Source organism: Microbacterium sp. (assembly GCF_029263575.1).
GTDB lineage: Bacteria > Actinomycetota > Actinomycetes > Actinomycetales > Microbacteriaceae > Microbacterium.
Genome location: NZ_JAJUFV010000087.1, coordinates 1 through 12,381, shown reverse-complemented (window position 1 = coordinate 12,381; position 12,381 = coordinate 1). Strand labels below are relative to the sequence as shown.

General features: G+C 66.6%; 14 protein-coding genes, 1 tRNA gene and 2 pseudogenes. 10 read left to right on the top strand and 7 right to left on the bottom strand.

The window, feature by feature from the left end; genetic code table 11:
* Positions 1 to 17: 17 nt before the first annotated feature.
* The 7 genes from scpB (at position 18) to Q1J95_RS09950 (ending at position 6,507) form a co-directional block, all read left to right on the top strand.
* The gene (gene scpB / locus Q1J95_RS09980) at positions 18 to 566 is read left to right on the top strand and encodes an SMC-Scp complex subunit ScpB (protein WP_300267364.1); all 549 of its coding nucleotides are present in this window, start codon (positions 18 to 20) and stop codon (positions 564 to 566) included.
* Positions 563 to 1,366, top strand: coding sequence for a pseudouridine synthase (locus Q1J95_RS09975; protein WP_300267362.1), 804 nt, complete (start codon positions 563 to 565; stop codon positions 1,364 to 1,366). The genes scpB and Q1J95_RS09975 overlap by 4 nt, the downstream gene beginning before the upstream one ends.
* Entirely contained in the window at positions 1,363 to 2,487 is a 1,125-nt protein-coding gene (locus tag Q1J95_RS09970; RefSeq protein ID WP_300267361.1) for a prephenate dehydrogenase, read from the top strand. Before Q1J95_RS09975 ends, Q1J95_RS09970 begins: the two co-directional genes overlap by 4 nt.
* Entirely contained in the window at positions 2,480 to 3,193 is a 714-nt protein-coding gene (gene cmk, locus Q1J95_RS09965; RefSeq protein WP_300267360.1) for a (d)CMP kinase, read from the top strand. The genes Q1J95_RS09970 and cmk overlap by 8 nt, the downstream gene beginning before the upstream one ends.
* Before the next feature lie 106 nt (positions 3,194 to 3,299).
* A complete protein-coding gene (der, locus tag Q1J95_RS09960; RefSeq protein ID WP_300267363.1) occupies positions 3,300 to 4,772 on the top strand; it encodes a ribosome biogenesis GTPase Der in 1,473 nt (490 codons plus the stop codon).
* A 97-nt stretch (positions 4,773 to 4,869) separates the two neighbouring features.
* Positions 4,870 to 5,940, top strand: a complete 1,071-nt coding sequence (locus tag Q1J95_RS09955; protein WP_300267359.1) for a Glu/Leu/Phe/Val dehydrogenase family protein — start codon at positions 4,870 to 4,872, stop codon at positions 5,938 to 5,940.
* 6 nt (positions 5,941 to 5,946) lie between these two features.
* A complete protein-coding gene (locus Q1J95_RS09950; protein ID WP_300267358.1) occupies positions 5,947 to 6,507 on the top strand; it encodes a dihydrofolate reductase family protein in 561 nt (186 codons plus the stop codon).
* Here the strand turns inward: Q1J95_RS09950 and Q1J95_RS09945 are convergent.
* Positions 6,504 to 7,061, bottom strand: coding sequence for a nucleoside phosphorylase (locus Q1J95_RS09945; RefSeq protein WP_300267357.1), 558 nt, complete (start codon positions 7,059 to 7,061; stop codon positions 6,504 to 6,506). The genes Q1J95_RS09950 and Q1J95_RS09945 overlap by 4 nt on opposite strands.
* Positions 7,062 to 7,141: 80 nt before the next feature.
* Between Q1J95_RS09945 and Q1J95_RS09940 the strand changes: the two are divergent.
* Positions 7,142 to 7,636 (top strand): annotated as a pseudogene (locus Q1J95_RS09940) (NUDIX hydrolase); the annotation flags it as partial.
* A gap of 25 nt (positions 7,637 to 7,661) precedes the next feature.
* On the opposite strand, the gene Q1J95_RS09935 reads toward Q1J95_RS09940, so the two are convergent.
* The 3 genes from Q1J95_RS09935 to Q1J95_RS09925 are packed head-to-tail and all read right to left on the bottom strand — an operon-like array spanning position 7,662 to position 9,338.
* On the bottom strand, positions 7,662 to 8,039 hold the full coding sequence (locus Q1J95_RS09935; protein WP_300267356.1) for an RNA-binding S4 domain-containing protein: 378 nt from the start codon (positions 8,037 to 8,039) through the stop codon (positions 7,662 to 7,664).
* Positions 8,036 to 8,701: a lysoplasmalogenase family protein gene (locus Q1J95_RS09930; RefSeq protein WP_300267355.1), complete on the bottom strand. Its 666-nt coding sequence runs from the start codon at positions 8,699 to 8,701 to the stop codon at positions 8,036 to 8,038. The genes Q1J95_RS09935 and Q1J95_RS09930 overlap by 4 nt, the downstream gene beginning before the upstream one ends.
* Positions 8,702 to 8,705: 4 nt before the next feature.
* A complete protein-coding gene (locus Q1J95_RS09925; protein WP_300267354.1) occupies positions 8,706 to 9,338 on the bottom strand; it encodes a GNAT family N-acetyltransferase in 633 nt (210 codons plus the stop codon).
* Between the two features lie 107 nt (positions 9,339 to 9,445).
* Here Q1J95_RS09925 and Q1J95_RS09920 point away from each other — a divergent pair.
* Positions 9,446 to 9,519 (top strand) — tRNA-Pro (locus Q1J95_RS09920).
* Between the two features lie 151 nt (positions 9,520 to 9,670).
* Complete coding sequence (locus Q1J95_RS09915; protein WP_300267353.1) at positions 9,671 to 10,453, top strand: hypothetical protein; 783 nt, start codon at positions 9,671 to 9,673, stop codon at positions 10,451 to 10,453.
* 6 nt (positions 10,454 to 10,459) lie between these two features.
* On the opposite strand, the gene Q1J95_RS09910 is transcribed toward Q1J95_RS09915, so the two are convergent.
* The 3 genes and pseudogenes from Q1J95_RS09910 to Q1J95_RS09900 all read right to left on the bottom strand — a co-directional run.
* Complete coding sequence (locus Q1J95_RS09910) at positions 10,460 to 11,644, bottom strand: site-specific integrase (RefSeq protein WP_300267352.1); 1,185 nt, start codon at positions 11,642 to 11,644, stop codon at positions 10,460 to 10,462.
* A 27-nt stretch (positions 11,645 to 11,671) separates the two neighbouring features.
* Positions 11,672 to 11,944, bottom strand: coding sequence for a hypothetical protein (locus tag Q1J95_RS09905; RefSeq protein WP_300267351.1), 273 nt, complete (start codon positions 11,942 to 11,944; stop codon positions 11,672 to 11,674).
* Positions 11,945 to 11,952: 8 nt separating this feature from the next.
* A pseudogene (locus tag Q1J95_RS09900) lies at positions 11,953 to 12,381 on the bottom strand (hypothetical protein); the annotation flags it as partial.

The following is a 12,381-nucleotide window of genomic DNA, read 5'->3' as shown; positions in this document are numbered from 1 at the left end:
CTGCACACGAGACTCCGCTGACCGAGAAGCTCGAGGCGATTCTGCTGATCATCGATGAGCCGCTGGGACTCGTCGCGCTGGCGGCGGCGGTCGGTGCTCCCGTCCCTGCGGTGCGGCAGGCCATCGAGACGCTCGTCGACGACTACGACGGCAACGGCCGTGGGCCACGGCGCGGGTTCGAGCTTCGTGAGGTCGGTGGTGGCTGGCGTCTCTTCGTGCGCGAGCACCTCGATGCGCTCGTCGCCGAGTTCGTGGGAGGGCAGGCGCCCGCCCGGCTCTCGCAGGCGGCACTGGAAACACTCGCGGTGATCGCGTACAAGCAGCCGGTCACCCGCAGCCAGGTGGCGTCGATTCGTGCGGTCAACGTCGACTCGGTCGTGCGCACGCTGCTGGCGCGGGGGCTGATCACCGAGCTGTTCGCCGATGCGGAGACCGGAGCGATCAACTACGGTACGACGGATGCCCTGCTGCAGAACCTGGGCATCAACTCGCTGGACGAGCTTCCGCCGATCTCGCCGCTGCTCGACGACGGCACCGAAGGCTTCGACGAAGGGAACATCCGATGATCGGGGAAGCACCCCAGGGTGTGCGGCTGCAGAAGGTGCTCGCGGCTGCGGGCGTGGCGTCCAGGCGCGTGGTCGAGCAGTACATCGTCGAGGGGCGCATCCGCGTCAACGGCGTCGTCGTCGACGAGCTCGGTCGCCGCATCGACCCGGACGTCGATCTGGTCGACGTCGATGGCACGGCCGTTCAGCTCGATGTCACGAAACGCTACGTCATGCTGAACAAGCCCACCGGCGTCGTCAGCACGATGAAGGACGAGAACGGTCGGCCTGACCTTCGCCGTTTCACGAAGGATTTCGATGAGCGCCTCTACAACGTCGGCCGCCTCGATGCAGAGACCAGCGGGCTGCTGATTCTCACGAATGATGGCGAGCTCGCGCATGTGCTGGCGCATCCGTCGTTCGGGGTGACGAAGGTATACGTCGCCAAGGTCGAGGGTGTCGTGACCGCGCAGGTCATCGCGAAGCTCACGAAGGGCTTCGATCTCGAAGACGGCTTCATCAAGGCCGACAAGGCGCGACTGCTCGACGCGTCGGCGGGGTCGGCGAAAGCGAAGTCGGCGAGCCTCGTCGAGCTGACCCTGCACTCCGGGCGTAACCGCATCGTGCGTCGGATGCTCGCGGCGGTGGGGCATCCGGTCACAGAACTGGTGCGTCGACAGTTCGGTCCGCTGCACCTGGGAACTCTCCCGGCGGGGAAGAGCCGAGAACTGACTAAAATCGAACGTGGTGCGCTGCTGACTCTGTCGCGCCAGAATTCCCCTGCGGACGAGACGCCGGGAGACGCCCAGGAGAACGAGTGACCGACACCGCCAGAACCCATGGCAACGGCAACGCGCCGCGTCTTTCGGGGACGGTGCGCATCGTCGGTGCCGGACTGCTCGGCGCCAGCATCGGCCAGGCACTGCGTGCCAAGGGTGTTGATGTGGTGTTGTCTGACACATCACCGGCGCAGCAGCGACTGGCGATCGACTACGGTGCAGGCCGTGCGGCGCGTGACGACGATGCGCCGACCCTGATCGTCGTCTCGGTTCCGCCCGATGTCACCGCCGATGTGATCGCGGCCGAGCTGGAGCGGTACCCGGATGCGGTCGTCACCGACGTCGCGAGCGTGAAGCTCGAGCCCTTCCGTGCGCTCACGGAGCGCGGTGTGAACATCGCCCGCTACATCGGCTCGCATCCGCTCGCCGGTCGCGAACGCGGCGGCGCGATCTCGGCGCGCGCCGATCTGTTCATCGGTCGGCCGTGGGTGGTGTGCCGCGATGAAGAGACCAGCGCCGCCGATCTGGCCCTCGTCGAGGCGCTCGCGTTGGATGTCGGCGCGATGCCGCTGGAGATGACGCCCGAAGAGCACGATCGTTCGGTCGCACTCACGTCGCACGTGCCGCAGGTCGTGGCGAGCCTGTTGGCCGGGCGCCTGGCGACAGCAGATGAAGACGCACTGCGTCTGGCCGGGCAGGGGGTGCGTGACACGACGCGCATCGCGGCATCCGCTCCCGAGCTGTGGGTGCAGATCCTCGGAGCCAACGCGCAGCCGGTTGTCGAGATTCTCGATGCCCTCGCTGACGATCTGCGCGAGGTGTCGGATGCTCTGCGCGAGCCGACCGCGACGGGCGCACGGCGCGTCGTGGCTGAGGCGATCCGCCAGGGCAACGACGGTGTCGATCGCCTGCCGGGAAAACACGGTCAGAACCGCAAGTTCGAGCAGTTCGTCGTCATGGTCGACGACACGGCCGGGCAGCTGGGGCGCCTGTTCGGGGAGCTCGGCGAGCTGAATGTGAACGTGGAAGATCTGCGCCTGGAGCATTCGCCGGGCGCACAGTTCGGACTCGCCGAGATCAGCGTGGCCCCGGCCGCCCTGCTCGGCGCGGTCGAGGGGCTGCAAGAGCGCGGATGGCGGATTGCAGGAGCAACCAATGACTGACCCCACGAACACCGACGCGACGCCGCAGGCCGCGAAGTTCATCGCGATCGATGGCCCGGCCGGTTCCGGCAAGTCCAGCGTCTCGAAGGCCGCGGCGCGCGCGCTCGGCTATGGCTACCTCGACACCGGCGCAGCCTACCGGGCGCTGGCGTGGCACGTTCTCGACCGTGGTGCCGACACAGAGGATGTCGATGCGGTGCTGGGCGCGGCATCCGATTTCGATGTTCGACTCGGTCTTGACCCCGACGACCGCACGATCGTGATCGGCGATGTCGACATCACCGACGCGATCCGCGAACCGCGGGTGTCGGATGCCGTGAGCGGCGTGGCGCGCGTGCCGGCGGTGCGCGAGCAGGTGAACATCTTCTTCCGTTCGCTCGTGGCCGCCGCGCCGTACACGGCGGTCATCGTCGAAGGGCGCGACATCACCACAGTCGTCGCGCCTGATGCGCCGGTGCGGATTCTGCTCACGGCGGCGCCGGAGGTGCGCGCTGCCCGGCGTGCGGGGGAACTCGCCAGCGAGAACGCCGCTGTCGTGGCCGAGGCGCTGCACAAGCGCGATGCCTCAGACAGTGCTGTCGTCGACTTCCTGAACGCCGCTGAGGGCGTAGAGGTGGTCGATTCGACCGACCTCGATTTTTCACAGACCATCGACGCCGTTCTCGCGGTGATCGAGCGAAAGCAAGGAGCGGAACATGGCCGCTGACAATGACTTCCCGGCGTCTGAGCCGGACTACTCGGCCGCTGAGACGGAGTTCTCGGCCCCTGAGCCTGTCGAAGGGTCCGAACCTCGGGACATCCTCGCGGAGAAGATGGACGCCCTCGACGAGCAGCTCGCCGATCAGCGCGCTGAGGCGCTGCGTGCGGGGCTGGCCGATTACGACCTCGATGAGGACGATGCAGCCATTCTCGCCGGTCTCGCGCAGGGGGAGGGGGGAGTGGAGTTCCTCCCCGCGCTGCCGGTCGTCGCTATCGTCGGACGCCCGAATGTCGGCAAGTCGGCGCTGGTGAACCGTATCCTCGGTCGCCGCGAAGCGGTCGTGGAAGACACCCCGGGTGTGACACGCGACCGCGTGACGTACAAGGCCGAGTGGAATGAGCGCCGCTTCTCGCTCGTCGACACCGGCGGCTGGGAGCCCGACGCCAAGGGCATCGACCGTTCGGTGGCGGCGCAGGCGGAGATCGCGATCGACCTGTGCGATGTCGTGCTGTTCGTCGTCGATGCGATGGTCGGTGCGACCTCGACCGACGAGCACGTGGTGAAGCTGCTGCGCAAGAGCGGCAAGCCGGTGTTCCTGGTGGCGAACAAGATCGATGACACCCGTCAGGAGCCCGAGGCCGCGGCGCTGTGGAACCTCGGCCTGGGCGAGCCGTACCCGACCTCTGCCGTGCACGGGCGCGGCGTGGCTGACCTGCTCGACGCTGTGATCGAGAAGCTGCCGACGACGTCGGCGGTGGCGAAGTATGAGATCGGCGGACCGCGCCGGGTGGCGATTCTCGGACGCCCGAATGTCGGCAAGTCGTCGCTGCTGAACAAAGCTGCCGGAGAAGACCGCGTCGTCGTCAACGACCTGGCCGGTACGACGCGTGACCCGGTGGATGAGGTCGTCGAGCTCGGCGGCAAGCTGTGGCGCCTGGTGGACACGGCCGGTATCCGTCGCCGCGTGCACCTGCAGCAGGGGGCGGACTTCTACGCGTCGCTGCGCACGTCTGCGGCGTTGGAGAAGGCCGAAGTCGCCGTTGTCGTGCTCGATGTGTCGGAGTCGCTGAGCGAGCAGGACGTTCGCATCATCGATCTCGTGCTGGAATCCGGCCGCGCACTGGTGCTCGCGTTCAACAAGTGGGATCGCCTGAACGACGACGACATGGAGAACCAGGATCGTCGCCGCTACCTCGAGCGTGAGATCGAGCAGGATCTCGCGCACGTCAGCTGGGCTCCGCGCGTGAACATCTCCGCGAAGACGGGGCGTCACTTCGACAAGCTGGTTCCGGCGCTGGAGACGGCGTTGGACAACTGGGATCGCCGCATTCCGACCGGGAAGTTCAACGCGTTCCTGTCTGAACTGATCGCTGAGCACCCGCATCCGCTGCGTGGCGGCAAGCAGCCGCGCATTCTGTTCGGCACGCAGGCGTCGACGCGTCCGCCGACGTTCGTGCTGTTCACGACCGGTTTCCTCGACCCCGGATACCGCCGGTTCATCCAGCGGCGCCTGCGCGAGCTGTACGCGTTCGAAGGAACGCCGATCGTCATCAACATGCGGGTGCGCGAGAAGCGTCAGCGGTAGTTGCCCTTTGCCCACGCTGGTGGTGCAATAGGAAGTGGATGCCGCGACACGGCGGTGTCTGTAGCCGCGCCCACAAGGCCCGTCGAATGAGGACGCAATGTCGCACACCCTGCCCCTGCCCGATTTCACCCACGAACGCGTGGAGGTGACTACCGGTCGGCGCAGCGGGCTCTTCATCGCGGTGGCGCTGCACTCGTCTGTTCTCGGCTCGGCCCTGGGCGGTGCGCGTCTGTGGACGTACCCGCACTGGAGCGACGCGCTCGGCGACGCCCTGCGGCTGTCGGCCGCGATGACGCTGAAGAATGCGACGGCCGGATTGGACGCCGGTGGCGGAAAATCGGTCATCGCATTGGAGCCGGGTACCGAGCTGGACGCCGACCGACGCCGGGCGGCTTTTCTCGATCTCGGTGACACGGTTGAGTCACTGGGCGGGCTGTATCGCACGGCGGAGGATGTCGGATCGACCATGGACGACATGGCGGTCGTCGCGGAGCGCACGGCGCACGTTGTGGGCCTTCCGGATGCCGCGGGTGGTTCCGGTGAGCCCGCCGGGCCCACGAGCCTCGGCGTGTACGAGTCGCTGCGTGCCGTGCTGGAGCGTACGACCGGATCGGCCGACGTCGCGGGGCGACGGATCACGATCTCGGGTCTCGGACAGGTGGGCGGCCGCCTGGCGGTGCGGCTGTCGACCGAGGGCGCGGTGCTGACCGTGACGGATGTGAATCCCGCGCGGCAGCATCTGGCCGCTGAGCTCGGGGCGACGTGGGTGGAGCCGGGCACGGAGCATCTCGTCGCGTCGGACGTCTTCGTGCCGGCCGGTATCGGCGGGCTGCTGACGGACGCCGTCATCGACGCGCTCGACACCCGTGCCGTGTGCGGACCGGCGAACAACCCGCTCGCATCGCACAGCGGCGCCGAGCGTCTGGCCGCGCGTGGCATCGTCTATGCGCCGGACTTCGTGGTCAACGCCGGTGGCGTGATCTACCTCGATCACGAGGCGAAGAAGCTGGGCACGCGGGAGCAGATCATGGCGCGCGTCTCGCAGATCGGCGACACGGTGCGCACGATCCTCGCGGACTCAGCTGAGCGAGAGATCACGCCGCTCGCCGCCGCCGAAGAACTGGCAGCCGAGAGGCTGCGCGCGGGGGCTCACGCTCTGGCACACTGATATGCCATGAGGCCGCTGCGCTACTCGATCAACATCACACTCGACGGCTGCGTCCACCACGAGGCAGGAGTGGCTCCCGACAAGGAGCTGATGCAGTTCTGGACGGCCGGGATGGTGAGCGCTGGTGCCGTGCTGTACGGCCGGGTGACGTACGAGATGATGCAGTCTGCGTGGCGGCGCCCATCGTCGGGCGCGTGGCCGGATTGGATGCAGCAGTGGGAGATCCCGTTCGCTGAGGCGATCGATGCGGCGAAGAAGTACGTCGTGTCGAGCACGCTCGATGCGGTCGATTGGAACGCCGAATTGGTGCAGGGCGAGCTGGCGCAGGCCGTGGTGCGGCTGAAGAAGGAGTCGGGCGGGCACCTGTCGGTCGGTGGCGTCACGCTTCCGCTGGCACTGGCCGAGTGGGGATTGATCGACGAGTATGAGTTCGTCGTGCATCCGGTGATCGCCGGCCATGGACCGTCACTGCTTTCGGGGCTTGGCGAGCGCGTGCGGCTCGAGCTCGTGCAGCGTCGGGAGTTCAGCTCTGGCGCGGTGGCTGTGCGGTACCGACCTGTCGTCTAGACGCCGTATTCGTCGCGGAGGCGGTCGCGCAGCTGATGGCTGCAGGCGGTGACGGCCTGCTCCCAGGTGAGGTTCGCGCCGTCCTGGGCGTTGTCGGAGACGGCTTTCCAGATGCGGATCGGCACGCCGAACTGCTCGGCGATCCAGGCGTAGACGTAGGACTCCATGTCGACCAGCCGGCCGCCCAGTTCGCGTATCAACTGCACGGCGTCGGCGTCGTCGATGAAGCTGTCGCCGGTGGCGATGGCCATGTCGCCGTCGCCGAGGGTCATGCGCTGCGGCATCGAGACGTGCTCGCCTCTGACACCGTCTTCGTTGATCACGTCGTGCTGGAAGGCGAAGTGGATCTCGTGCACACCTGCGTCGACGCCAGGGTCGAGGGCGCCAGCGGTGCCGACCACGAGGACTTCGTCGTAGTCAGCGGCATCGAGCGCGCGGGTGAGGGCGTAGGCGGCTTTGACCTTGCCGGGGCCGGTGACCAGGCGGTCGAACCCGGGCAGGTCGGCGGGAAAGGCGATGAGTTCGGATTCGAGGGCGGCGACGAGAAGCTTCACCGCTCTATTCTTTCAGAGCCGCGTTGCCGCTTATGTCTCGGAACGCCCCAGAAGAGGGGATGCTGTGAAAAGCTGGGGGAGTGACGATTGTTCCTCCTGGCCCCGGCGAGCCGCGACGCCCGGATGGGCCGCGTGACCCGGGCGATGCCTGGGTCATCGCCGAATCCGGAGAGCGGTACTGGGGGCGCTTCGGTGCAGCAGGACTGCTGGCGGTCGATGCCGAACGCGGCATACTTCTGCAGCACCGGGTGAGCTGGAGCCACTTCGGTGGCACGTGGGGCCTGCCCGGCGGAGCGCTGCACGAGGGTGAGGCCGCGATCGACGGGGCGCTGCGCGAGGCGACAGAAGAAGCTGGCGTGCCCGACGGCGCTGTGGCCGTGCGGTTCGTGAGTGTACTGGACCTGACGATCTGGTCGTACACGACCGTCGTCGCCGATGTCGTCACACCGTTCGAGCCGGTGATCAGTGACCCGGAGAGCGTTGCGTTGGAATGGGTACCGTTTGACGAGGTCGCTCAGCGGCCGCTGCATCCGGGTTTCGCGAACGCCTGGCCCGCGTTGCGCGCGCGGCTCTCCGAATAGGCGTCTCGGCGCGCCGGCGTCAGCCGCGGCCGCGGAGCCGGTCGATCTCGCGACGCTCACGTTTCGTGGGGCGTCCTGCGCCCCGATCGCGCACGGCGAGGGCGGCCATGGGCTCGCGCGGCGGCGTGCGGTCGTCGTAGGCGGTGGCCGCGATGGGGGCGCCCACGCGTTTGGTGAGAGTCTTTCGGACGACGATGATGCGGTCGAAGCCGCTGATGCGCACGCGCAGTTCGTCGCCCGGCTTCACCGTCTGCGCGGCTTTGGCTTTATCGCCGTTGACGCGAACATGCCCGGCACGGCATGCGGTGGTCGCGGCAGAGCGGGTCTTGTAGACGCGGATCGCCCAGAGCCAGCTGTCGACTCTGACCGGGGCATCGGTGAGTTGTCCGCCCGTCATGCCGTCTTCTTTCGCAGGGCGGTGAGGGCACCGGCGACGATGAGGCCCTGCCCGAGCGTGTAGGTGAGCATGACGAGTGGGCTCGTCCAGTCGGGCATGTCGGGGAGGAAGAGTCGGAACGCGAGGAGGGTGTCGCTGAGCAGGAAGAACACGCCGCCGATCGTGATGAGCGGATGGCAGCGTGCGGCGAAGGCGGCGGTGGCCCCGAGGACGAGGCCATACGCGGCGACGGCGATGAGCAGGCCGCCGGTGTGCGGACCGAGCACGATGATCATGACGATCCACCAGGCGGCGTAGACGAGAGTCCACCACGGCAGGCGCGTCACGCTCAGCGTGCGGACGAAGAGGGTGATGTAGGCGATGTGGGCGAGGCCGAAGAACAGCAGCATGAGGGGCAGCTCGGGGCCGGCGGGGAAGAACGCGCCGGCCCCGTCGCCCAGCCACGAGAAGATGATCGCCGCCAGGAGAAACACGATCGCAAAGACGGGGCGCAGGCGCAGCGAGACGATGACCGGCACGGCCAGCAGGGGCATGAGCCAGAGTTTCGTCGGTGCGGCGAAGTCAGCGTCGGTCGCGAGGGCTATGACATGCGCGATCGACATCGCGATGTAGGGGAGGAACGCCCAGGGCCAGAGCATTCGTCGCGGGGTGCTGCGTTGCATGCCTCTATCGTAGATTGCGCGTATCGGAGGCTGCGCTGGGCGGTGTCGTGGATGCCGGCTCGAGGTCGAGCGTGACGAGCGGGCGGTCGGGGCGTGGTGCGTCGATCTTGGTGAACCCGGCGGCGAGAAACGTCGACAGAGCACCGTGGAACAGGTCGTTGACGCGCACGTTCGTCTGGGCGGTGTCGATCGGGTAGCCCTCGATCGTTCGCGCGCCGGAGTCTTCGGCGAAGTGGATGGCGGCGTCGAGCAGGGCGGCGTTGAGACCTTGCCCGCGATGTTCTCTGCGCACGACGAAGCAGCTCACCGCCCAGACGCTTTCGTCATCGAGGGGTTGGCGTGTTGCCGCGACGACGTTGCGGGTGCGTCCGAGGCGTCGCTGCGCGGGGCGTGGGCCGATGCGGATCCATCCGGCGGCTTCCCCGTCGACGTAGGCGACGAGGCCCGGAGGGCGATCGGATGCGACCTCCTGCTGGAACAACACCGTACGCTGGTCGAGGTCGGTGGTCTGCCACTCTTTGTTCGTCAGGACGGGCCACACGCACTGGCAGCTGCGACCATCACCGCCACCGCTCAGAGCGTGCTGGATGTCGTCCCAGATCCCAGGGCTGGCGAGAGCAGTCGTGATCGTGGGCATACGCGGCAGGTTACGCCCGGGCACGGACACGAGGCAAGAGGTTGGTTCGCGAACGGGTTCGCGTGCGGCTAAGATAGGGGAGTTGCCTGCGCGCAAGCGCAGCACAACGGGCTGTGGCGCAGCTTGGTAGCGCACTTGACTGGGGGTCAAGGTGTCGCAGGTTCAAATCCTGTCAGCCCGACCGAGAAAGGCCCGGTAGATCTGAGAATCTGCCGGGCCTTCTGCATGTTCGGAAAACGGGTGGGACTCCAAAAGGACTCCGGTTATCCACAGATGTCGGACACGTCCGCCAGGATGGACATAGTTATTCGGCGAGAGACAGGGGATCGGCGATGCCGGAGTGGGTCAGTGAGTGGGTATCTGTTATCCAGCTGCTCCTGAATGCGGGCGCCCTCATCGGTGGCGCGGTGGTCTGGAAGCTTTACGTCGACAACTTGAAAGCGGTGAGCGAGGTCAAGGATGCGACCCTTGAGGCTGCCGAGAAGAGTCGTGACTTTTGGAAGGACAAAGCGCAGGAGCTGGAGAAGCGTAGCCCCGAGGTGATGGAGAAGGTGCTCGAAGAGCGCATCCAGATCCGAGACGGCGAGGTTGCTCGGCTCAAAGCTGACAAAGAGTTCGATGCCATTGCCGTGCGCGCGTTGGAGAAAGACAAGGCTGAACTGGAGCAGGACCTTTTTCGAGCCCAAGGCTTTCGTGCCATGCTTGCGCTGGAGGATGAGGCGTACGGCGAAGACTCCCCGTCAATCGAGTCGGGCGACGATCTGGACGAGACCGACGTTCCTCCTCAGATCGAGGTTGACCTGATTGGCGAGGTAGCGGTCGACAGCGGTCAACTGATGGTCACCGACCCCTGCTATATCGACTCAGAGTGGCGACGGGAGCCATTCGCGGTAGAAGGGCCGGTCGAGCGAACAGAAGACACCGTCTTTAACTACTCTTACGACGGTGCTTGCCGTTCGACGCTGAGCGGAGGCGGACATGGAGAACTGGGGTTCGCGAAGGGGCACGCCGGTGCCGGTGTTGCCTTTGGTACAGCCTGGGGTGACGGCATGTATCCGGTGTTCGCCGAGAAGCATGATGGCAGAATCGTTCGGGTCTATGTAAACGTCGGTTGAGTCCCGCTAACTCCCGATCTGGCGGAGAGGAGCGGGTGGCGCTGCGGACTCTGCCAGGAACGCGGAGAATGCGGCGCGACGGGCGGTGTGGTCGCGCTTGCGGATGTGAGCGTAGATCTTGTTCGTGACGGCCTCAGACTCGTGGCCCATCGCCACGGACAGTTCGTACATCGTCAACAGTCCGGACTCCAGCGCGAGCGTGGCGAACGTGTGGCGGAGCTCGTGGAAGTGCAGCCCTGCCAGCCCGACCGCATCGCACGCTGGCTTGAAGGTGCTGCGATAGAAGCCTTTCGGTCGGAATACGCAGTCGTAGTTGATCTTGGTGTGCCCCGGCGTCTTACCCGGCCAGAGGTCGGCCTCCAGGTTGTCGCGGTGCGGGTGCTGCCGGAGGTACGTGGCCAGCTCGCGGAGTAGCGTCTCGTCCAGGATCGGCACATCCCGCACACCGGCCTTGCTCTTGGGCGTGCCGTTGGTGAGTCCCTTGGACGTCTCGGTACGATTCAGGCGAACTTGTATCTCGCCGTGGCGTAGGTCGATGTCGCGGATGCGGAGCGCTCCGACCTCGCCGATGCGCAATCCTGCGTACGCCGCCACCCGCACCAGCAGATCGTAGGGCTTCTGCGTGGACAGGTGCGCCATGAGTCTGTTGACCTCGGCCACGGACAGGAACCGCGCCTCTTGGGTGTCGGCCTTCGGTCGGGCGACGGCTACGCAGGGATTGAACGCGATGAGGCGGTGCTTATAGGCGTATGTCAGCACCCGCGCTACGGCCTTGTATGTGCCGAGGACCGATGTCTCGGTGCGGGGTTTGCCGTCGGCCTTGGGCTTGGTGCGCATCATCGCGTTGAAGGCGTCCAGGTCGGCGGCTGTGATCGTGTTGATCTGTCGGTTTCCGAACTCGGGGTAGACATGCGCGTTGAATGCGGATTCGTAGGCGTCGATCGTGTTCTGTTTGAGGCGTGGCCGTTCCGCGTCGAGCATCCGCTCCGCAACCTCACGGAACTTCTTCCCGCGCACGGCGAACGGCTCGGTGCTGTTGCCGTCTGCCTGTTCGCGTTCGACCTTGTCGGCGAACCGCTCCGCCTCGCGCTTGACGTAGAAGGAGCGCTTGCGGAACTTGTCGGGTGCGGGCCTCCAGCGCACCGTGTAGCGGGTGCCCTTCGACGTCGCGGTTTCTGTGATGTGGGCCATCTCAATCTCCTTGGTGAGGAATTCGGATTAGTACTCGCCGGGTAGCGCTCTGTCGAACATGCGGACCGCGTTGTACCGGCCCAGGGTCCAGGGCGTCTCGTGCGGCTGCTGCCAGATGTACCGGGCGCGGAGTTCGAGCCGGTGCACGCCGCGTATATGCGTGATAACGGCGGGGTGGCCGTAGCTCTCCAGCACTACGTCACCCTCCCGCAACGCATAGGCCGGCACCCGCTCGGTGTCCGGGTGGAGGTTGTGCCCGGTGCCGTGGCTCTTGCGTAGCGGAAGGGGACGAGTGCGCATTGCTTGCCCTACGCGGCTTCGACTGCGGAGCGGAACTCGCGCGTCGCGGGCAGATCGCCGAGGAGACGCTGCTCGACGGCGCTGCCGCTGTTCGCGTTGCGGACGTAGACCCGCACTCGACCGTTCGGGATCGGCGTCAGCGCGGTGACTCGCACCGGAGCGATCGGAACGCGCTCGCCGCCTGTCTGGGCGATGCGGTCGCGGAGGAAGACGGTGTCGCCGACCTCCAGATCGCCTACGGTGACGACGGGGCCAGGCGTGAACTTCGTGGACATGGTGGTGCCTCTCTCTAGTGGATTCCCTTGGTGGTCTGTAGCCGACGCATAGGCGCGTCGAACGGTGGATTCCGACCAGTCCGTGAGGCCGGTCGGTGACAGCACGCCGTCGCCGGTGAGGTCGGTGGCGATGCGGCCGAAGCTGGAGCCGTCGTCTTCGCG

Bases quoted from the DNA above. Each gene is read 5' to 3' on its own strand.
- Q1J95_RS09975 (WP_300267362.1), top strand. From the start codon at position 563: ATGATCGGGGAAGCACCCCAGGGTGTGCGGCTGCAGAAGGTGCTCGCG.
- cmk (WP_300267360.1), top strand. From the start codon at position 2,480: ATGACTGACCCCACGAACACCGACGCGACGCCGCAGGCCGCGAAGTTC.
- der (WP_300267363.1), top strand. From the start codon at position 3,300: ATGGACGCCCTCGACGAGCAGCTCGCCGATCAGCGCGCTGAGGCGCTG.
- Q1J95_RS09955 (WP_300267359.1), top strand. From the start codon at position 4,870: ATGTCGCACACCCTGCCCCTGCCCGATTTCACCCACGAACGCGTGGAG.
- Q1J95_RS09950 (WP_300267358.1), top strand. From the start codon at position 5,947: ATGAGGCCGCTGCGCTACTCGATCAACATCACACTCGACGGCTGCGTC.
- Q1J95_RS09935 (WP_300267356.1), bottom strand. From the start codon at position 8,039: ATGACGGGCGGACAACTCACCGATGCCCCGGTCAGAGTCGACAGCTGG.
- Q1J95_RS09930 (WP_300267355.1), bottom strand. From the start codon at position 8,701: ATGCAACGCAGCACCCCGCGACGAATGCTCTGGCCCTGGGCGTTCCTC.
- Q1J95_RS09925 (WP_300267354.1), bottom strand. From the start codon at position 9,338: ATGCCCACGATCACGACTGCTCTCGCCAGCCCTGGGATCTGGGACGAC.
- Q1J95_RS09915 (WP_300267353.1), top strand. From the start codon at position 9,671: ATGCCGGAGTGGGTCAGTGAGTGGGTATCTGTTATCCAGCTGCTCCTG.
- Q1J95_RS09910 (WP_300267352.1), bottom strand. From the start codon at position 11,644: ATGGCCCACATCACAGAAACCGCGACGTCGAAGGGCACCCGCTACACG.
- Q1J95_RS09905 (WP_300267351.1), bottom strand. From the start codon at position 11,944: ATGCGCACTCGTCCCCTTCCGCTACGCAAGAGCCACGGCACCGGGCAC.